Below are 19,690 nucleotides of genomic sequence, written 5' to 3'. Positions count from 1 at the left end.
CGGCTTGGTCTACGTCACGCTGGAAGTGCTGCCGGTTCCGTCCCTTCGGAAGTTAGGTGAGAGTCAACATGGCAGTCAACGCGGTGGTTACCATCGGTGATGAGGACTACATCCTTCCCAGCGCGGCAACGGCAATTTCAGCGCGGAAGAATTTGTCTAGATCGGACGTTGTTGTTATTCAATATGTCGTTGTGAAAGACGAAACAACATTGGTTTCGGCGGTGGCCGATCGCCTTGCTCCGAGCGGCATCATCGTAAAACCTGTCAAAATCGACGAGCTGGCTGCGCTTTCCTCGTACCATACCGACAAAGCAGTGCCGATATCAGCGTTGTCTCGGCTATGGCTCCATCGGTTTCTCGATAACGATGTTCGAAAATTTCTGTACTTGGATGGCGATGTTTTGGTAGATGCGCCTCTGGATCCGCTTTTCGATCTAAGTGTACCGTCCGGTGGCCTCTTGGCGGCCGATGATTGTCTTTGTCTCTATGAACACGAGACACGTCAGCCGCGCAGGTATTGGCAGCCATACCTGCAGAGTATCGGCGTTGCGTGGCGGGACTATTTCAATTCAGGCGTTCTGCTCGTAGAGCGCGAAGGATGGGAAACATTGTCGGCCGATGCACTGAAATATTTGATGAACAACGCGGCGCTGTGTCGATCGTCCGACCAAACTGCCTTAAATGTCGTTGCCGGTGAGCGTCGCGGTCGGCTACCCCTGCGTTGGAATTATCAGACGGAACATATGATGGTTTTGGACCCGCGCAGGATCGGTGTTCAACCTGCCATCTGGCACTTTGCTGCCTCGCCGAAGCCCTGGGATCAGGCCGAATGGCCATGGGATGATGAGTTCAATCGAGGATTTAGGGAAGCAGAACGCACCTTGAATGGTTTGAATGTCCCAAGACCTCCGGTTAACAAAGTAATCTTTGATGAGGGCCGCAAGCATAGGCGCCGTCAGCAAAACCTTCAACGGTGGCGTTTTCTCTATCGCCGTTTTCGACGCTCGCGGAAAATAAGAGAAACGCTTTGACTGACATGGGGCGCCACTTCTCGGGATCATTTGTTGTCCGAATGCCAAATGGGACAACGTGCCGTAGCGACGTCGAGCACATTTGTGATCACCGCCGTTCCTACCGTCTGTAGTGGAGGAAATTCCGGTTGAACGACAAGTTTGGCGGAAGGGTGAGCACTCGCACTGCCGGTGGGGCGACTTTGTTGATCGCCCTTCGACTAGTCACTCGCTGCATCGATCTCGTAACACTATTGGTGCTGGGCCGACTTCTTTCGCCGGCAGATTTTGGCCTCGTGGCAATCGCGATGTCCATCATCATGGTCACCGAGGCCGTGATGGAGCTCCCCGTAATCCAGGCGCTCGTGCGTTTGCCCACACTGACAAAGGCGGATCTCGATACAGCGTTTACGCTCGGCTTGCTGCGTGGACTGGCACTGGCGCTGATCTTACTCATTCTGGCTTGGCCATTTGCGCTGGCTTATGGCGATCCAAGGTTGATCAGTCTGATCCCCGCGCTCGCCATCTCGCCAGTGGCGCGCAGTCTTGGTAGCCCGCGGATTGCCGAATTTTCCCGGAATTTGGATTTTCGGCCCCACTTTGTCATCGAAGTCGCCGGCAAAATTTTCGCTTTCGCGATTTCTGTCAGTCTTGCCTGGTCGACTCAAAATTACTGGTCGCTCGCATCCGCCACCATCGCGGCGCCGGTCTCGATGGTCATACTCACCTATGTGCTTGCTCCATATTGGCCCACGTTAACGCTGCAGGAATGGCGCAAATTTTCAGGCTTTCTCGGCTGGTCGACGGCGTCCCAGGTCGTGAACGCGCTAAACTGGCAGATGGATCAGCTGCTGCTCGGCCGCTTCGTAAACCGACTGGACCTTGGCCGTTTCTCAATGGCTGCAAACCTGGCAGTTCTGCCCACGCAGGTGATCGTAATGCAGGTGTTGAACCCGCTGATGGTGGCATTTTCACTGTTAAGGGGAAACTCCCGCAGGCTCGCAGCTGCCTATCAGAACAGCGCAACGGCCATAGTAGGCGCAGGAATCCCTATCATGGTGGGGATGAGTTTGATCTCAGAACCGATGATTCGGATTATCCTCGGCGGGCAATGGATCGAGGCCGCCCCCATCCTGCGCTGGCTTTCTCTGGCGATCGTCCCCTCGCTGTTTGTCGCCCCCCTTGCGCCGTTATCGATGGCGCTAAGTAAAACCAAGATCTTACTTCGGCTTTCCTCGATTGAGTTCATTTTCAAGTTTCCCCTGATGATATATGGAACCCTTTATTACGGTATTGCAGGCGTTCTCGTCGTTCGCCTCGCGACTGGGGTTGTTGTGGCGGCGTGCTCGATGTTCGCGGTGCGCGAGTTGATTCGGCTACCGATACGAACTCAGGTGTTCGGTCCCTGGCGACCGATATTGAGCTGTTTGGTCATGGCGATAGTCGTTTTTCCCCTTGAAAGACGGCTTGCCGGCGTCGAAGAGTTTCTTCCGTTGGCGCTTGGTCTGGCGGCGGTGGCGAGCAGCGGCGCGGCTGCGTATGGAGCATCAATATTTCTGCTTTGGCGGCTGGCAGGCTGCCCAGATGGATTTGAATCGAGGATAGTAGGCGCCGTACGCAATTTTTGGCACGAGGCGGCAGAAGTGCCTCGCAAGGATTTATAAGCCGCTCAGATCGTTGTACAATGACCACGGGAGGCGAACTCCGTCTCTGCGCCTTTACGAGATTAGTGTTGTCGACGTATGATACTCGGAGAATTCGTCGCGCACCCGTACCGAATCTTGCCGAGTGGGACTCAGCCGACGGCTTGATCTAGCCAAGAACCGGAACCGCAAGCTAAAACCACCCAACTGACGCACAATTTTGCGAGGAATAAATGCCACTTCCTCTCAACAAATTAGCCCGTAGAGTGCGCGGGTTGTTGCAACGTAAGCTGTTCTCACAAGACCCGATTCCTGCTCGCTATCTGATTCTCCGAGCACTAGACCGACGGTTCGGAATTGTAAAAGCCTACCAACGCAAGCTCGATTATGGCACGATCGAGCGAGCGAATTACGGACATTGCATGCTGCAGTCCGCAATGCTGGCACGGAAACTCGGGCATTCGCGCATTTCATGCATTGAGTTCGGCGTCGCCGGCGGTGCAGGGCTGGTAGCAATGGAACGACATGCCGAGGCGACCCGCGCCGAAACCGGAGTAGAGGTCGTGGTCTTCGGCTTTGACACTGGAAAGGGCATGCCAGCGCCGGAGGACTACCGCGACATGCCTTATCTCTGGCAAGCCGGCTATTTTGCTATGGACGTCCCAAAACTGAGAGCTCGTCTCAAGTCAGCCAGACTGGTCCTCGGCGACGTTACGGAAACTCTGCGAAATTTTGCCGAGCAAGAGAATCCTCCGCCAATAGGCTTTATTGCTTTCGATCTCGATTACTATTCCTCGACGGTCGCGGCGTTAAAGATTTTCGAGACAAACCATCGGTATCTGTTGCCTCGGGTCGCCTGCTACTTCGACGATATGGTCGGTGATATCGATTGGGCTTACAATGATTTTACCGGCGAACTGTTGGCGGTCAAAGAGTTCAATGCGCAGCATAAGGATATTAAAATCGCGCCTGTCAGCGGTCTACGGTTCTCGAATAGGCGAATTCCTCAAATATGGCATGAGCAGATTTTCGTCGCGCACTTGTTTACTCATCCAGATTACGGCAAACCCATCTCCGAGCTAACGCAACTTCCACTTGGCGCGGATTAGCAGGCCAAACTCAGCTACGCGCTTGTGATTTTAGCACAATCTGCAAGCAGCTCAGATGATCCGTATCGCCTGTTGGCTGACGGCGATAGCGATTGAAATTGAGCGAGTGGGCCAAAGACGAATGCGCCCATATCGTAACCGGTGACGTTGCCCCCAAGTTTGCTCCGCCGATCCCACGTTGCTCCACCCGTGCCTGACGGCGTAAAACCCACCGAGACTCTAATCGCCGCTGGATGAAAGTTCAGGGGCAGGTCAAACCTTACCACCTCATCCGCTTCCACCAGGCGCCCATCCCGGGCCTGGCGCCGCCACGTAAACAGCTGGCTCGCAGATAGCCCGTTCCGACGCGCTGTCGCTGACACCTGCCGCAATGCCGCGTAACTCTCCGCAACGATCCGCTGCTTCTCTTCCAGCGTCCAGCGACGCCGCGCACCGGACGAAATCACGTCCAGGCGGGCGACCTTCGACATAGGCGTATGACCAGTCATACGCCTATGTCTTCACATCATTCTCGTCTCAGGCAAGGCGGTCTTCGGCGGAGGAATACCTTACGCGGAACCGTAGCTCGAATCCTCAGTAGTCTTGGATTCCAACGGCACCCATCCGCGCACCGTTGTAGTGTCTCAGTTTGAAGGCTGACTTTTTTGCTAAGGCCTGCTGCACGGCAAATGCTGGTCTACGAAATTGGTAGGAGACCAAAAAATCATACAAGCGCTACCGGAAAGGGACGCCCGCGCGTCACACCGCGGATATTTCTTGTTAATTTCGGGCCATCAATCCAAGTGGATATGGCGTTAGCAAAGCGGATTAGCGCCCTTTTCAATCAGCGGCCAAGAGGCATCTTTCTCGGAGATATTTGTTACCTCAAGCGGCCACTTTATTCCCAGCACCGGATCGCTGTAGAGCAGTCCACCCTCAGCAGACGGGGTGTATGGTGCTGAGACCAAATAGCTGACCTCGACATCATCGGTCAGCGTTTGAAAAGAATGGGCAAATCCTGCCGGCACATAGAGTTGGCGGCGATTGTGCTCGGTCAGCTCGAACGCCTCATGCTTCAAGTACGTTGTAGAATTGCAACGGATATCGACGATGACGTCAACGATAGCTCCTTTTACGCACCGAACGAGCTTAGCTTCCGCGGCTGTCCCGCGCTGAAAGTGCATTCCACGCAGCGTCCCTTTGTAAAGCGTGAATGACATGTTCTGCTGAACATAGTCGCTAATGAGACCATGTTCAACAAACTCGTCCTTGCACATTGTACGTGCAAAAAAGCCGCGGGCATCTCCATGAGGCTCGATGTCGAGCAGCCACGCATCCTTCAAGCTTGTCTTGTTAAATATCATCCGATGACCCTTGATTACCTTTGGCGTCGGTGCATGCTTATTCAACTTTGATGGAAGGAGGCGCAAAGACGCGCTCCTGCTCCCTGTATAGCGCGTCTATTACACGGCCGTCGGGCACCTCGACATCATCGAAGGTAAGCGGCCTGTCCTTTGCCACCGGACGTATGATCTTTGCGCCAAGAGCCAATCCAATTGGGATCAAATTCTCAAATCTTATGGCTTCGATATTTTCTGCGACACCATACGCTTCATAACCACCCAACTCTAAAATTGTGTCGCCTGGCACCAGATTCTTCTTAGCGAGCGCGACCACGCCGACTTCCGGACCGGCAATCGGAGCGAGCACAGCATCGCGAAACAGTACGGCGCGGCCTACCGAGGTCGGCACTTCAAAATGGCAAAGATGATACGGCGTATAAAAACAGTAGTAAGGGCCGGTACCAAGCTTATAGAGATTGAGGTAATGTTGCTGGCGAGGATTCTCGATCGTTCCTAGAACGAATACGCCAGGTGCCGGTCGGACGCCGACAATATAGTCAACGATCCCTGGACCACCCCTATCGAGATGCTCTGAGAAAGCGCTTACAGCCTCTTCCAAAGGGATCATCGGTGCCGCGGGCTTGCCGTTCGAGAAGTCCGGTCCCAGCATACCGCGGCGCGCCACTTTCATAGCTGTAGCATTCGCGACGATTGCCTGCTCGAAGGAGATTTTGGTTCCGTCTGCAAAGGATGCCACCATGGCAGGCTTCTGCCCCCATGTCTGCGCGAACGCTTGCTGGGTCGTGGGATTGCGATATGGATCGTGAAGTCCTTTGATATTGCCGCACAGGACCGGCTTCACGCCAAGCCCTTTGACAAAGCGAAACAGGTTCATCTGCACGCCGGGCTGATCGCCGTCAGAGAAGCTATAGATCACACCTTTTTCGTCCGCTTTGCGTTTGAGTATCGGTCCGACGGTGCCGTCGAGCTCAGCGTTCATTTGCACGACATGCTTACCGGCATTGATCGCCGTCAACACCGCGACGGCGGCGTAGTCAAGCGATCCCGTCACCTCAATGATGGCGTCTAAGCCATCGGCCTGAGCGAGCGCGAGCGCATCGTCCGTTACCGCTGGAACGCCAGCGAGAATCGCTGCTTCCAGCGCAGCCCTGTTTCCGCACTGAGTGGGTTCGATGCCGGCCTCAGTATAAGCCCGAATCGCTGCTGCGATATTACGATTGGAAATTGCGCAGAGCCGCATTCCTGGCGTTGCGGAGATGATTTGAAGCGCAATACCGCGGCCCATAAAACCCGCGCCGATCATGCCTACGAGGATTGGTTTTCCGTCTTCCTCGCGTTGCTTGAGCGCGTTATCAACTATAAACATCTCGATACCATCCTGCACAGAAGGTGGTCGGCGGAGACTAGTCGTTCCAAACCTTCCACGGCGCGTTTCCTTTTGCCCAAAAATCCTCCAGCGCTTGCTTGTCGCGTAGTGTATCCATGCTTTGCCAAAATCCACTATGGTGGTAGCCGCGCAACTGCCCAGCGTCGACCAGGCGTCGCATGGGTGCCTGTTCCCACACGGTCGCATCATCATCGATTAAATCAAAGACCTCGGGCTCGCACACGAAGAAACCTGCGTTCACAAGACCAACATCACGGCCGTCCTTCTCGCGAAACGAAGCAATCTTCTTTCCATCATCGGCAAAGTTCAGCACGCCGAAACGGCCCGGCGGCTCAACCGTTGTTACCGTCGCCCAGGCACCACCCTCACGATGGAAGGCAATAAGCTTACCAATGTCCACATCGCTTACACCGTCGCCGTAGGTCAGGCAGAACGTATCATTACCAATAATATTTCGCGCCCGTTTCATGCGCCCGCCAGTCATCGTATCAAGACCAGTGTCTAGCACAGTGACACGCCATGGCACGCCCTTCGACACACACCATAGAATCTCGCCATTCGACATATCGATCGTAAAATCGGAAGAGTGCAGTCGATAATTCAGAAAATATTGCCGAATGAACTCGACTTTGTATCCCCCGAGTACAACGAAATCTGATAGCCCGTAATTGGCGTAGCATTGCATGATATGCCAGATGATCGGACGTCCCCCGATCTCAACCATCGGCTTCGGCCTGATCGCGGTTTCTTCGCTCAGCCTGGTGCCGAGACCGCCCGCAAAAACAACGACTTTCATTTAACAGCCCCTCAATACTGGACCAGCCAATATCCACACTTCTTCGCCGCTGATGTGTAATGTGACGAGAAATATGCATAGTCTGCCCGGAATATATCTTTCCGCGGCCAACATGTCACCCGTCTGCACTAACCTGCATTCGCGGCAAACGAGAGCCTCGAGCGGATAAGACGGTTCAGGCCGCGCATAGCAGCATACTCATTCCCACAATGTCGGCAAAAGAAGTCGCTGGCGTCGTCGACAAACTAAGACTCGCAGGTTCTTCTGCAGAACGACGGTGCATCTTGGCCTGCTATTGCCGCGCGCGCGATTTCCAATGCAAAATTGTATCCAGTCGATCGTTTGCGATATGCCCCTGCAGTACTTTCAAGCGCATGAATTCGGAACTGCGGAAATCCGTATCCTTGAAATTCATTCGCTGAAGACCCGCGATCAGATTCTGGATTGATTGATCGAGGCTTACCACCGGTAGGTAACCAGCAGCCAACGACCGATAAAGTCCGAAATCGACTTGATAGGAACGGCTATCCGCCGGAGCCGATGTATTTATGGAAACCTTTGTACCCGGTATTGCGGCGGCAACCGCATTCGCAAGATCTCGAACCTGATAATTACGATCGTCCGAGCCGGCATTGATAGCTAGAAAGGGACCGCCTTGGTCAGCCGTTCTTCCGACTGCCCATTCGATCGCGCGTCCCATGTCGGCAACATCAATCAGTGGGCGCCACGGTGAGCCATCCGACAGAACGGAGATCTCGCCTTTGCTAACCGCACACGCAACGAAATCGTTAAGGACCAAATCGAGCCGCAGCCGATCGGACATGCCACACGCGGTGGCGAACCGTAAGCAGGTCACGACCATATCCGTCTTGATCTCACTGAGCTCTCGTTCCGCACCAATTTTGGATTTCGCATAGGCTGTGATGGGGTTGAGCGGATCAGTCTCCTTGCGCGGCAGACCCTCGGCAGCGCCATAGACACTGCAGCTCGATGCGAAAACAAAGTTTTTCACCCCCGATGCTTCCGCAGCTTTTGCAATCGAAATCGTCGTATTCTGGTTAATGTCGAATGTTACAGCTTCGAACTGATTTCCCATCGGATCGTTCGAAATGGCCGCTAGTTGGACGACCGCATCATAGCCCTTAAGTATATCCGGAGAAATTGATCGAACGTCTCCGTAAAATTGTTTGTCGAGATTTCGTTCGGGAAACATCGTCGTGCCAGTCAGACAATGCGCGAAATATGCATTATCAAAACCATGCAATATCGCGCCGGGGTGTCCCGCACGCAAATGGCTAACCACCGAAGGGCCCACATAACCCATATTGCCAGTTATTAATATCCTCACAAAAGCACCTTTCGGGCCGAGTATACTTAATCCCTAGGTCGTGCGCGGCCCCGATACATAGGCATGACTATGCCACAAGCCGACCTAAATGGTTGCGTTATGTACGAGGCAGATTAACACTTAACCCTGAAGTGTAAAGTGAGCCGGTCCCGGTTGTCTGAACAAAAATTCCGCGTCGATAAGTGGAGCCTCTGCCGGGGTTAGGCCGCCGCGCGGAGCGGAGGAAGATCGAAGTAGGCTTGATCCGGGGTGCGGTCGTCAAGGCTCGAATGGGGGCGGCAGCGATTGTAGAAGTCGAGATATCGGCCGATCGAGCCGTGGTATGCGTGGTTCAGGTTAATGTGGCTTGCCCTATGCAGAGCATTCCCATTTTAAGCAATACACATTAGAAGATATAGCCCGGCTTCTATCAAAGCATATTTCCCCGGCGCCCGCGCATCCGACCCACGAGGATTGTATAGTGGTTGATCTCGCTAACGCTCTGGATTGTGAATTTACGCTAGCGCTTAACAACCGAACTGGTAAGTATTTTTTTTGCAGGGACATGATTAACGCATCCCGAGATCTTATTCACAGCTGCTATTATTGGAGAATTCCGCTAACCGATTTGCCGCCCAAAAATATAGCACGAGTTCTTGGCAGGTTGGCTCGCATGGAAGTCAACATGCGTGCACAGTGGCCTTTTAGCTATCAGGTCTTAGCGCCCATTTCTCATTCTCGTCCGATGGTATTTACTGATCCGCGGGAGTGTGTCCTTTATCAAATGAAGGCGCGCGATGTGGTCCTGTGCCACGATATGGGCCCCCTCACCCATCCTGACCTCTACAGTCCGGGAGTTCGAGAACTCTACGCGCTTGCTTTCGACAGGATCAAGGCAGCAAAGCCATTCATGCTCTTCGTCAGTGAGGCCTCGCGCAGTGATTTTGTTAGAATTTGGGGAAGCGACTTTCCACTGATGCAAGTCGTCTATCCTCCCATCCGAACCGGGATGAAACGCGATGACGCGCGAGCGGTCCCCGGCATTCCCGCGAAGTTCTTCTTGACGGTGGGGAGCATTGGCGCTCGTAAAAATCAGATGCGTTGCATTGAGGCATTCAATGCCTCTGACCTTGCCAATGAAGGTTACGCATACGTCATCTGTGGCGGTCCAGAGCCCGGAGCTGAACAGGTCATAAAATTAGCGCAGGACACACCCGGTGTCATGGTTCCCGGATACGTAAGCGATGAGGAGCTGAGGTGGCTCTACAAGAATGCCAATGGATTCGTGTTACCTAGTTTGCTGGAGGGTTTCGGTCTGCCCGCCGCCGAGGCAATTGACTATGGCCTCGTACCGCTTCTGGGACGTGGCGGGGCACTACAAGAGGTTGCCGGCGATTCGGCGGTTTACGTAGATCCCCTCGATGTAGCCGATATTTCTGCGGGGATGAGATCGCTCGCCAGCTTGAGTGATGAAGAGCGCGATATTCGAGTGACCCGACTGCGCAATAGCATCAAACGGTTTTCGTTGGAAAACGCTGTGGTGGCATGGCGTTCGGCACTAATTCTTGCAGCATCCTCCCCGTCCACGGCTCTGCGTTCTTAAACCCTTTCTGGGATGGAGAAGGCAGACATTGCCTCGGCCGACGGCGCCCGACCTTGGTCCACCAGTCGCTCGTGTGACGTTTAGCGGTTGCCCAACATCTAGCGCGGCAACCCTAGGATATTCTTCGGGTGGTCACGGCCCAGAAGTACATCGACAATTGCCAGCCAATTGCCTTTGCAGCGACCAAGACGATCGATCCACTTTTCCGGAAAGAGAGACTTCGCATGATTCATAAGAATGTTCTTGAGAATAAGTTTCGCAGCGTCACGAGCCGGAAGCGTTCCTTTGCGCATCAAGTAGATCGGATTCACAACCTGCGAATATCCAAGGCGTACGCCGGGAAGCCGCGCGCCCTTGACCCCCTGATGCACGCCATGAAATGCGTTGGTCTTCACGACGCGGCCGCGACGCCCGACGCGCGCTGCAAAATCAATGTCTTCCTGCCACGCATATAAGGGAAGCTCTTCGTCGAACCGTTCTTGACCGATGGCATTGATACGATAAACCATATTGCAACCATAAAGTCCTCCGAGCTCGTGCAGCACGACCGGGTGCGCCCTTGGAAGGCTGTCGTGCCGAGCCACCAACTCTATCGCCGCCTCGTAGCTAATTCCGGCTGAATTAATGCCATCGGCGAGAAGCGTTCCATTTGCTGCAACGACATCTGGGTACAAGCGAAAAAAGGCGTCGATCCCCTCGATGCAAAAGGATGAGGGGACAAAATCATCATCGAAATAGGCGATGATGTCACACGCCTCCATGACCGCTTCAAGCGCGGCGTTGCGCTGGATTGGCAAGCCGGGATTAGAGTCGATGACGGATACATTGTCCGGAAGGTCCTCCGGAAGGTCCGTCGACTTTACCACCGCATAGACCAATTTGGTTGGCGGAATCGTCTGGCGCTTCACGTGATCCACCCACCGTCCGAGCTCCGTCGGCCGGCCAGTGCTTGCAATCACTATAGCAATTCGACTTGACGGCTGTGTCGACATCGAAAGCTAATGCCCTTTGGAAAGCAGAACCATCGCAACCTCGCGAATTATATCGGCCAGCTTTCCGCCAGCCCGCTTCCAAGTAAAAAAGGCCGCGCGTTCGCGACCAGCACGGGAATATCCGGCCCAATGGCTTGGATCATCCACGAGCCTGCGGATCGCCGGTATCCATTGCCTGGGATCGTCCGGCGCGGCAAAGAGAGCGCCCTCGCCTGCAACTTCAGTTAACGCACCACAGGGCGCCAAAATCGCCGGGCAGCCGAGAATCATGCCCTCCAGCGGGGGTAGGCCAAAACCCTCGGTCGTCGATGGAAATCCAACGCATAACGCCGATTCAAGTAACGCCCGCAACTCTCCGTCGCTAATGCGGCCGGCAAATACGACGTTCGGTGGCACCGAATTACCAAGAGCCTCGAACTCCTCGCGACGAGCGGCTCCCACCAAGACTAGCTTGAGATCGGCTAATTCTGAAGCCGTAAACGCCTTAAGCAACAAACCGACATTCTTGTGGGCTTGGACGTTAGCAAGTCCGACAACGAATTTGCGTGGAACAAGCGCCAGTCGATTTACAATTTCAGGCCGTGAATCGTATGCCAACAGGTGATCGACCCCGTTTGGAACAACCGAAATATGGTCGCGTCGCGCGACGCCAAAGCGCGCGAGCTCGTTTGCTGAAAATTCCGACACTGTCAGTATTCGCGCATGTCTGGATCCAAGCACAGGCAAAACGTTTCGATACCATTTTGCGAAGGCCCAAGAATAGGAACCGGGCGTGGCGAATACCTGAGCATCGTGTATCATAGTGATTGCGGCTTTGCTTGCCATCGGCCCTAGGTTACAGAGATTAAGCAGCAAATCCGGCCGCGCTAGCCGCGGGAGATCCAGTTGTTCCCACAGCTGACCCCGGAAAGCACCTGCGCGTTCCACTTCGAAGGCGTCGAGTGGTCGACGGTGCAGATTGGGCGGAGCGATTAGCATAGGAGACTTTTCAAATAAGCCGGCGAATTCGCTGACACGGCCTTCCAGCTGGCGGATCAGCTGTTCAGCGACACGGTGCACGCCCGTTGGTCCCGCAATCAGAAATTTACCGTTGATGGCTAAGCGGCGAAAGGTCAAAGGTGCCTCGAAATCTCACAAAGTTCTTTATGCCTTAGCACCCATCGCTGCCATCAGCACAGCGTCCAGATGCAACCATCATCGGACGCCCCCCGATGAGCCCCGCGATTCTGGCGTTGGCCACGACGAGAGAGCAGCGCGTTGGCAGCGTTCCGATCGTGCATGACTATTTTCTGCTGGGCACCATTGGAGGCTTATGCTTTTATTTAGAGCCAATCCGCCGCAGAGTTTACTTATCCAATCGGAGCGCAATATGGAAACGGTTTTTCGGCATAGGTTGTCGTTCAAACGGGATCATATTTCTTGGATGGGACGCTCAAGGAAATATAGAAAGGGTCGCCTCTGCGCTATGGCCCTGGCGGGGCTCCTTCTGCTCGCCTTGATGCTGGAAATTCAGATTCCCGTTTTAGGCTCCGCGAACGCGCAAAACACTGTGCCGGCAATTCCGGTCGCTAACGATCCGCGGGACGATTCAAGCCCCTGGGGCGTTGCGTCAGGAGCCGAGTGGTTTTCTGATTTCCCCAGATTCAATCCCTTGCTCAAGACGGCTGGCGTGCGGTGGTTGCGAGGCTTCTATGAATGGCAAATCATTCAGCCGAAGCGCGGATACTTTAATTGGGCGGTTACGGATCGGCTTGTCGCGGATACCAAGGCAAACGCCATCCATCTTACCTACACGTTCGCCTATTTCGCACCATGGGCATCTGCGGATGGAGGAACACGAACATTTCCTATTAAGGACATGCAGTACTGGCGAGACTATGTCAGTGCTCTGGTCTCACGGTACCACGAGAATATCAAGTATTGGGAAGTGTGGAACGAATTTAACGGCAGCTTCGCCAAAAACGGCACTCCCGCTATCTACGCTGAGATGGTTAGAGAAGCCTCCATTGCGGCCAAGAAAATCGATCCATCCGCGCAAATTGGCATGAGTGTTGCCAATTTCGACGTAACTTTTCTGGATGCAGCGATCAAGGCCGGAGCTGGCGGCCATTTCGATTACATTTGCGTTCATCCTTACGAAAAATTGAACGCGCTGGCCGACAACGGCGAAGTCGATTTTCTGGCAATGGCGCGGACGCTGCGGCAGATGCTAGCCGCGAACAACTTACCGAAGGATATGCCGCTTTGGATCACCGAGCTTGGCGCGCAAGCGCCGGTCAATCCGGAACAACAAGCCGACACACGGCAGGCAATCGCATTGGCCAAAGGGTATCTGCTCGCCATCGCTTCGGGCTTTCAACGCGTGTTCTGGTTCGAAGCCCGCGGTCCTTCTTACGGACATCAGACGGACCACGGACTTATTCGCGCTGATTTCACTCTTCGACCTTCTTATCAAGCTTTGAAAACTATGATCGCCCTCCTTGGCCCGGAGCCAGCGAGTGTCGGCTGGGCAAAGTTGGGGGCCAGGGGTAATGGCTACGGATTCGTTTTCAGCAGAGGTGGTCAGAATATATTGGCTGCGTGGGCGCCATCAAAACAAAATCTAGAGATCAAATTTGACACTGATATTCAGGTCTTCGATCTCGCGGGAACAAAAAAATTGCTAGCTGCTGGTCAAACAATGATGCTTACGGATGCTCCACAGCTCATCATCAATCCGCCACTCTCTTTTGTGCAAGAGGCAACGGCTAACAAGGATAGTCCATACCTCTGGGGTGAAGACTACGAGAAAGCCAATCTAGTGACCTCACGGTTGCAGGCTGACAACGCCGAGAATGGCCTTCGGCAAATAAATCTTGATACCACACTCGCAGTTGTTGTTGGCGACCAGTCGTGGCGCCGCACAGACTTCTCCAAGCACAGCTCCGAAGGGCATTATGTTTATTTTGCTGTAGCGCCGCAGTTTATTCCTTTTGGAACCTACGAAGTGGAAATCACTGCGATTGTTCGGCGCCTTGAACCAGCCGGAGTTGCCGGTATGAGCTTGGATTATGAATCCAAAAGCGGTTACGTCAACGCTGGGTATTTGAGCATCCCCCAAAGCGATGAATGGCAAGAGTTGAAATGGAAGATTGCGGACGCCAATTTCGTGGGCCAATGGGGATGGCATTTCCGTCTGAACGGGATCGCCTCACCAAATGAGTTTTCGATCAAACAAGTCGAAGTTAGGAAATTCATATCGCGCTGAGTTCTGCGCGACTAAACAGCTGGTTGATTGTGTGGGAGTCGCGCGCTGTATTCTTCGCTTTAAAAAATAGCTCGGCTTGTCCTGGAGCATTTACGTTTTCAAACTGCTTTCGGTGCTAGGAGCGCATAGCAAAGGTACCCTGGACGCGATTGGCGCGTTGCCGGCTATTCAGTAAACACGCTCTTCTCATTTTTATCTACAGTTGAACTGATCGACAGGCTGGATGCGGAGTAGTTCAACGGGCCACACTTTCCGCTGAGAGAACTCGTGTTGATCCAGTCGATGCCGCAAATGATGAGGCCACCGGCGAACATGCCAACGCCGCGAAAGCGAAAAAGGGTAAACCGAGATCGACTAGCGCGCCTGATACGGTTGCGGCGAGAAGCCACGCAAGACAGGTGTATTTTGCTGCATTTCGGTACGCACTTCGAGCTGGATTATCATCGCCTTTCAAACCGCTCAGGAAAACTGTGACAAGGAATAGACTCACGGTGAGTGCGCCGATGACACCTAAGCTCGCGAGCACGCTGACCGGAAAACTAGAAGCTCGCATGCTCCCGTTTCCGACTCCAAAACCAAACGTGTCAATGAAATTTTGCAATCCCTGAGCGTTCCACGACGACCGCTCGACACCGGATGCAGTCGACATTTTGTTAAACACAAGGTCGTTGAGAAGACCTCCAACATAAATCGCAGAGCTGTCGTTTAGGGCAATTGCAACCATCACAAGCGGCGCGGCAATTGGCATACTTACGATAAACCACAAGGCTTGAGGGTTGATCGGCCGACGCAGCGCATTGAAGATCGTCTGAAGATAGGCAACGATTAAAAAGGCGGCTAGTCCGAGATAGGCCGTGGTGGACGTGGAAAATAGCAGCGCAAAAAACGAAAGACCAGCAAGTATCAATGTCAGTCGGGGATGGACGCCTTCGAGCCAAAGCTTCCCTGAAAATGCGAAATACCCAAGCGTCATCGCACCGAAAGAAGATGCCTCAATAAACGATCCAACAATCCGCTTGAAACCGGCTAGTTCAGTATCGTTGAGCAACCCGTAATTAGCATTTCGAATAAACGACAGAAGCTCGGCCGTGCCTGTAAAAAAAGTTAACAAGTCAAGCGCTGCAAACACTAGATTCAGTGCAACGCAGAGCAGCGCGGCATTTTCCATCGCCCTCCGTCCAATCCGCGTCGCCGCATAGCCGTACAGCAGTATGAAACATGCAAAATCGCCAACGAGGTAAATTGACTGTGTTAAATTGGAAGTTGCGGGCTCAAGTGGTAAACTGTAGCCGGTGGTGCGCGCAGGGAAAACAAAAGTTTGTCCTGCAAATATTCTTGGTAGGAAATATGCGGAGAGGACGCTCCAAATCAGAGACAGCATCAACCAAAAACCCGGGCGGCCAATCGCAAGTCCCTCCTTCATGCTGTTCGGGCCTCCCTTGCCTATTAGTTTGAAAGCCAAAAACCCGAGTAGCAAGTGAGCGGGTTGTATGTTTGTGCCACCCAACGCTGGCAGCGTGAATGCCGCAGCAGACCCAAGAAGAGTAGAACAAAAGAACACGGAGACGATGAACGCCGGTTCGCAGAATATGCCGACAATTCCAATGAGCAGCGCAATGATTCCGATCAGCTCGATAGTCATACTTTCGCTCGCGTCTCTTTCATGATTTGCGCATGCAGATTTTATTTCGAATGTTTGGGCGCACAAAAATCCAACATCGACGAAAGTTTGCCCGTATCGAATTTGTAGTGCACCTGTCTTTTCAATTTCCAGCCCGTCTCTTTCGACCTGCCGCTACTTTAGTCCAACCTTTCGACATTTTGTACTAGCGACCCGGCTAACCGCATCACCATAGAGACACTTTATTTGCTATTTATTCCTGCACGATCGAGATCGGGGTGTCGCCATCGGTATACCGAAGTAAACGCACCCCGACGCGCATTAACCACACCAATTGTTAACGCTTGTGGTATTTCCACTTGATCGACGATTTTTGACGCGGCTTCAAGGCGGTTCGCACTTAGCGCGCGAAGGGATCGGCCGAATAGCTTCTCGCAGGCATTGACCCGCGATCCTGGTTCAGCCACGAAGAGAATTGACAAATCGCGTTTTGCCTGCCGGCCGCTCAATGATATGACAGGCGACTTTCGGCGCCAGTTGTCGCATACCCCTCTCCTGCACAACGTGTCCGCCTGCTTCCGACTCGAACAACCGCGCCGTGGGTTCACAATCCATCTCTGAATGATAATGTAAGCAACTCACTTCGTCTTTTATTTTGGCTTCAATTAGACCGCCACCAGGTACACGATGAAAGTTGCGATCATTCACTATTGGCTCGTCGGAATGCGTGGTGGCGAGAAGGTGATCGAGGCGCTTTGCGAAATGTATCCGCAGGCCGACATTTTCACCCACGTCTACGTGCCGGAGATGGTCTCCGACAGGATTCGCCAGCATCGCATCATTCCGACGTTCATCAATTCGCTGCCTCGCGCAAGCAAGATGTACAAGACGTATCTTCCCCTCATGCCGCTTGCGCTCGAACAGCTTGATCTACGCGGCTACGACCTCATCATCAGCAGCGAATCGGGGCCGTCCAAGGGCATCATTGCGCCCTCGGAGGCGCTGCACGTTTGCTATTGCCACACCCCGATGCGCTACATCTGGAACATGTATCACGACTACCGGAATGGCGCCGGCCGGGTGGCACGGTTGATGATGCCGCCGCTCACTCATTACCTGCGAACGTGGGACGTGACATCGGCCGCCCGGGTCGACAGCTTTGTTGCGAACTCGGCGACGGTTGCGAGGCGCATTCACCGGTATTACGGAGCACCTTCCGTCGTCATTCACCCACCCGTCGACACCGGCGCGTTTTCGATCGCCGCGCCCTCCGAACTTGATGAATATTATTTGATGGCTGGTGAACTCGTATCCTACAAACGACCGGATCTCGCGGTGCGCGCCTTCAACGAAATGAAGTTAGAGCTGGTCGTGATCGGCGGCGGCGAGATGCTTGATGAAATTCGCCGCCTTGCGGGGCCCACCGTCACGGTCCTGGGTTCGCAGCCGTTCGATGTCCTGAAGCAACATTATGCGCGATGCCGCGCATTGGTCTTTCCCGGCGAGGAAGATTTCGGCATGGTGCCGGTTGAGGCAATGGCGAGCGGCCGTCCCGTCGTCGCCTTTGGTCGAGGCGGCGCTACTGAAACCGTTGCAATTGGTCTGTCGGGTGCTTTCTTTGCCGAACAATCGGTCGAGGCCATCTCGTCGGCGGTCAGAAGTCTGGCAGATATCGAAATCGATCCCGAAAAGATCGCCGCACACGCGCACCAATTCGGCCGCGATCAGTTCTTTCAAAAAATGCGGGCGCACATCGATGGCCTGCTGGCCGCAAGATAGGCAACACGGCGCAAACCGCAGGAAGAACTGCTCGGCTTTCAGGACTCGAAAGAGGTATCGATCACCGACAAGTCTTCCCCCTCAAGTACAAGGCATGACAGGCGGCCAGTCGCAAAGGCGCCGGTATCGATATTGATCCGATTTGGCCCCACTTCTATTTCGCGGGTGGGGGTATGTCCGTGAACAATGATCTTGCCGAACTCCTCCTTTGACGACAGAAATTCTTCCCTTATCCAAAGCAAGTCATTTTCCCTCTGGCTTGACAGCTCAACGTTAGGCTTCACCCCAGCATGAGCAAAGAAGAAATCGCCGCATGCGAACGAATTTTTCAAATCTCGAAAAAAACGAAAATGCTCTCGGGGCAATGCACTGTGAAAAGCCGATTGAAGCTTGGCGATCTGCCTTCCGTAGGCCAAGGTGTCAGGAGGCACGCCATACGAGACCAAGGTTTCCAGACCACCCAAACGCAGCCATTGATCGAACAGGGCGCGATCGCTCAGGCACTTGATCGCGATCAGTTCATGGTTACCCTTCAGGAATACGCATGCATGCGTCCTCCTATGTTCGATCAATCTATCGATCGTTTCGCGCGACGATGGCCCGCGATCGATATAATCACCCAAAAACACGTAAATTGGTCTTGCCGTCGGGCGGAACGCGATATCGCGACTGATCCGGGCCAGCAACGTGTTGAGCAGGTCAAGGCGACCATGAATGTCGCCAATGGCGTAGATCCTCAGTTCTGCCGGTACCGAGGGGCGCCGTCCCCGCACGCGCAGTTCGCTAAAACCCGGAAGAAGAGCCGGCAGCACTTGTCAACCCGCCATCGCAGAACGCTTTCCACAACGGTGGAACATCAACTGGCTCAGCATCTTGCACCTTCCGATCAGGCTACCATACATTGAACGGTTGCTGCATTTCGATAGCCTCGCTGTGGCTTAACTAGGGTCGCGCAATGACAGGCCAGCCGATAGTCTATGGAAGCACGCGTCCATCAGATCAGGTGTCTGGAACCTGAAACATAAATATTATCATAAGGTTAGTGAGGGGACCTCGGGATCAACCATAGCGATGGGTAGGCTTGCTGACTCTTGCACTCTAATGTAGCTTAAAGCAAGTAATGTAGCTTAAAAGCAATTTTCAATCAGAAACAAACAGTTGGCAGCGTTCCCATGATCACCACCCCCATCACGTCCATCGCGCTTTTTGCTGCGGCGTTTCTCGCCATTTCCGTAGCCCAGGGTTGGGCAGCGTGCATCAACCCGAGCGCTTCCGAACAGGCGATAAGTCACTTCCGCGCCAACCCGCAAGGTTTGGTCACCCCCAATTCCGATACCCGCACCATCGAGGCAACGACACGGGATCTCGCCGGAACAGACGCCTCACTTGCCGCGGATCTTGTCCGAGTTGCGAAAGGCACTACCCCCCGATTTCAGACGGCGATCGCTGCCGGCCTCGCCCAAGCCGCAGTCGCTTGTTCGACCATTGACCAGCAAGCAGGCCAACTCATCCAGCAGGCGGTCGCCGGCTTCCAGGACGGACAGTTCCAGGCAGCGTTTGCCGCGGTTGCGGGAGATCTCTCGACCGCCGCGACGGAGGCTGCGACCGCTTTTGCGACCAGTTCGGTAGGCAGCGTGATCGTGGTGAACCCGAACGGGTCGCGTCGCTCCACGTTGGCACCGGGCGGTGGCGGCACCGTTTCGGCGCTTGTCCAAATTTCGGCTCCCGGCCTCAACAACCCCAGCGCTTCATCAACGAACGCGGCAGGTCCCGTTAGCCCCACACGTTGAATTCGAAACCGTTTAGCGGTACGCCCACCCGAGCCAAACGGGC

16 protein-coding genes are annotated in these 19,690 nt (G+C 54.1%); 7 read left to right on the top strand and 9 right to left on the bottom strand.

Annotated features, from left to right (window positions below):
- The first annotated feature begins 68 nt into the window (after positions 1 to 68).
- From CP49_RS25515 to CP49_RS25505, 3 genes are all read left to right on the top strand, one after another.
- Positions 69 to 1,031, top strand: a complete 963-nt coding sequence (locus CP49_RS25515) for a glycosyltransferase family 8 protein (RefSeq protein WP_057852921.1) — start codon at positions 69 to 71, stop codon at positions 1,029 to 1,031.
- Positions 1,032 to 1,159: 128 nt separating this feature from the next.
- Entirely contained in the window at positions 1,160 to 2,674 is a 1,515-nt protein-coding gene (locus CP49_RS25510; RefSeq protein WP_057852920.1) for a lipopolysaccharide biosynthesis protein, read from the top strand.
- 212 nt (positions 2,675 to 2,886) lie between these two features.
- A complete protein-coding gene (locus CP49_RS25505) occupies positions 2,887 to 3,762 on the top strand; it encodes a hypothetical protein (protein ID WP_156438655.1) in 876 nt (291 codons plus the stop codon).
- A gap of 14 nt (positions 3,763 to 3,776) precedes the next feature.
- On the opposite strand, the gene CP49_RS49385 is transcribed toward CP49_RS25505, so the two are convergent.
- The 5 genes from CP49_RS49385 to CP49_RS25480 form a co-directional block, all read right to left on the bottom strand.
- Positions 3,777 to 4,232 carry a transposase gene (locus tag CP49_RS49385; RefSeq protein ID WP_156438654.1) on the bottom strand — a complete coding sequence of 152 codons (456 nt, stop codon included), beginning with the start codon at positions 4,230 to 4,232 and terminating at the stop codon, positions 3,777 to 3,779.
- A 324-nt stretch (positions 4,233 to 4,556) separates the two neighbouring features.
- Positions 4,557 to 5,105 (bottom strand): dTDP-4-dehydrorhamnose 3,5-epimerase, encoded by a 549-nt coding sequence (rfbC, locus tag CP49_RS25495; protein WP_057852917.1) that lies wholly within the window; start codon positions 5,103 to 5,105, stop codon positions 4,557 to 4,559.
- 37 nt (positions 5,106 to 5,142) lie between these two features.
- The gene (locus tag CP49_RS25490) at positions 5,143 to 6,471 is read right to left on the bottom strand and encodes an NAD(P)H-dependent oxidoreductase (RefSeq protein WP_057852988.1); all 1,329 of its coding nucleotides are present in this window, start codon (positions 6,469 to 6,471) and stop codon (positions 5,143 to 5,145) included.
- A 37-nt stretch (positions 6,472 to 6,508) separates the two neighbouring features.
- On the bottom strand, positions 6,509 to 7,288 hold the full coding sequence (rfbF, locus tag CP49_RS25485) for a glucose-1-phosphate cytidylyltransferase (protein ID WP_057852916.1): 780 nt from the start codon (positions 7,286 to 7,288) through the stop codon (positions 6,509 to 6,511).
- Between the two features lie 292 nt (positions 7,289 to 7,580).
- The gene (locus tag CP49_RS25480) at positions 7,581 to 8,636 is read right to left on the bottom strand and encodes an NAD-dependent epimerase/dehydratase family protein (protein ID WP_057852915.1); all 1,056 of its coding nucleotides are present in this window, start codon (positions 8,634 to 8,636) and stop codon (positions 7,581 to 7,583) included.
- 652 nt (positions 8,637 to 9,288) lie between these two features.
- Here CP49_RS25480 and CP49_RS25475 point away from each other — a divergent pair.
- Entirely contained in the window at positions 9,289 to 10,218 is a 930-nt protein-coding gene (locus CP49_RS25475; protein WP_245310861.1) for a glycosyltransferase family 4 protein, read from the top strand.
- A gap of 98 nt (positions 10,219 to 10,316) precedes the next feature.
- Here the strand turns inward: CP49_RS25475 and CP49_RS25470 are convergent, their stop codons facing one another.
- Positions 10,317 to 11,126, bottom strand: a complete 810-nt coding sequence (locus tag CP49_RS25470) for a glycosyltransferase family 2 protein (RefSeq protein WP_245310860.1) — start codon at positions 11,124 to 11,126, stop codon at positions 10,317 to 10,319.
- 90 nt (positions 11,127 to 11,216) lie between these two features.
- Positions 11,217 to 12,326 carry a glycosyltransferase family 4 protein gene (locus tag CP49_RS25465; RefSeq protein ID WP_057852913.1) on the bottom strand — a complete coding sequence of 370 codons (1,110 nt, stop codon included), beginning with the start codon at positions 12,324 to 12,326 and terminating at the stop codon, positions 11,217 to 11,219.
- A 253-nt stretch (positions 12,327 to 12,579) separates the two neighbouring features.
- Here CP49_RS25465 and CP49_RS25460 point away from each other — a divergent pair, with 253 nt between their 5' ends.
- Positions 12,580 to 14,457: a glycoside hydrolase 5 family protein gene (locus tag CP49_RS25460; protein ID WP_063791767.1), complete on the top strand. Its 1,878-nt coding sequence runs from the start codon at positions 12,580 to 12,582 to the stop codon at positions 14,455 to 14,457.
- 235 nt (positions 14,458 to 14,692) lie between these two features.
- On the opposite strand, the gene CP49_RS25455 is transcribed toward CP49_RS25460, so the two are convergent.
- Entirely contained in the window at positions 14,693 to 16,099 is a 1,407-nt protein-coding gene (locus CP49_RS25455; protein ID WP_057852911.1) for a hypothetical protein, read from the bottom strand.
- A gap of 666 nt (positions 16,100 to 16,765) precedes the next feature.
- On the opposite strand from CP49_RS25455, the gene CP49_RS25450 reads away from it, so the two are divergent.
- Positions 16,766 to 17,857, top strand: coding sequence for a glycosyltransferase (locus CP49_RS25450; RefSeq protein WP_057852910.1), 1,092 nt, complete (start codon positions 16,766 to 16,768; stop codon positions 17,855 to 17,857).
- A 38-nt stretch (positions 17,858 to 17,895) separates the two neighbouring features.
- On the opposite strand, the gene CP49_RS25445 is transcribed toward CP49_RS25450, so the two are convergent.
- A complete protein-coding gene (locus tag CP49_RS25445; RefSeq protein ID WP_245310859.1) occupies positions 17,896 to 18,669 on the bottom strand; it encodes a metallophosphoesterase family protein in 774 nt (257 codons plus the stop codon).
- Between the two features lie 360 nt (positions 18,670 to 19,029).
- On the opposite strand from CP49_RS25445, the gene CP49_RS25440 reads away from it, so the two are divergent.
- Positions 19,030 to 19,647, top strand: coding sequence for a hypothetical protein (locus tag CP49_RS25440; protein ID WP_057852909.1), 618 nt, complete (start codon positions 19,030 to 19,032; stop codon positions 19,645 to 19,647).
- Positions 19,648 to 19,690: the final 43 nt, after the last annotated feature.

The sequence above is a fragment of the Bradyrhizobium valentinum genome, from assembly GCF_001440405.1.
GTDB classification, from domain to species: domain Bacteria; phylum Pseudomonadota; class Alphaproteobacteria; order Rhizobiales; family Xanthobacteraceae; genus Bradyrhizobium; species Bradyrhizobium valentinum.
The sequence above is the reverse complement of the archived record's forward strand: the minus strand, read 5'-3'. Positions and strand labels throughout refer to the sequence as shown.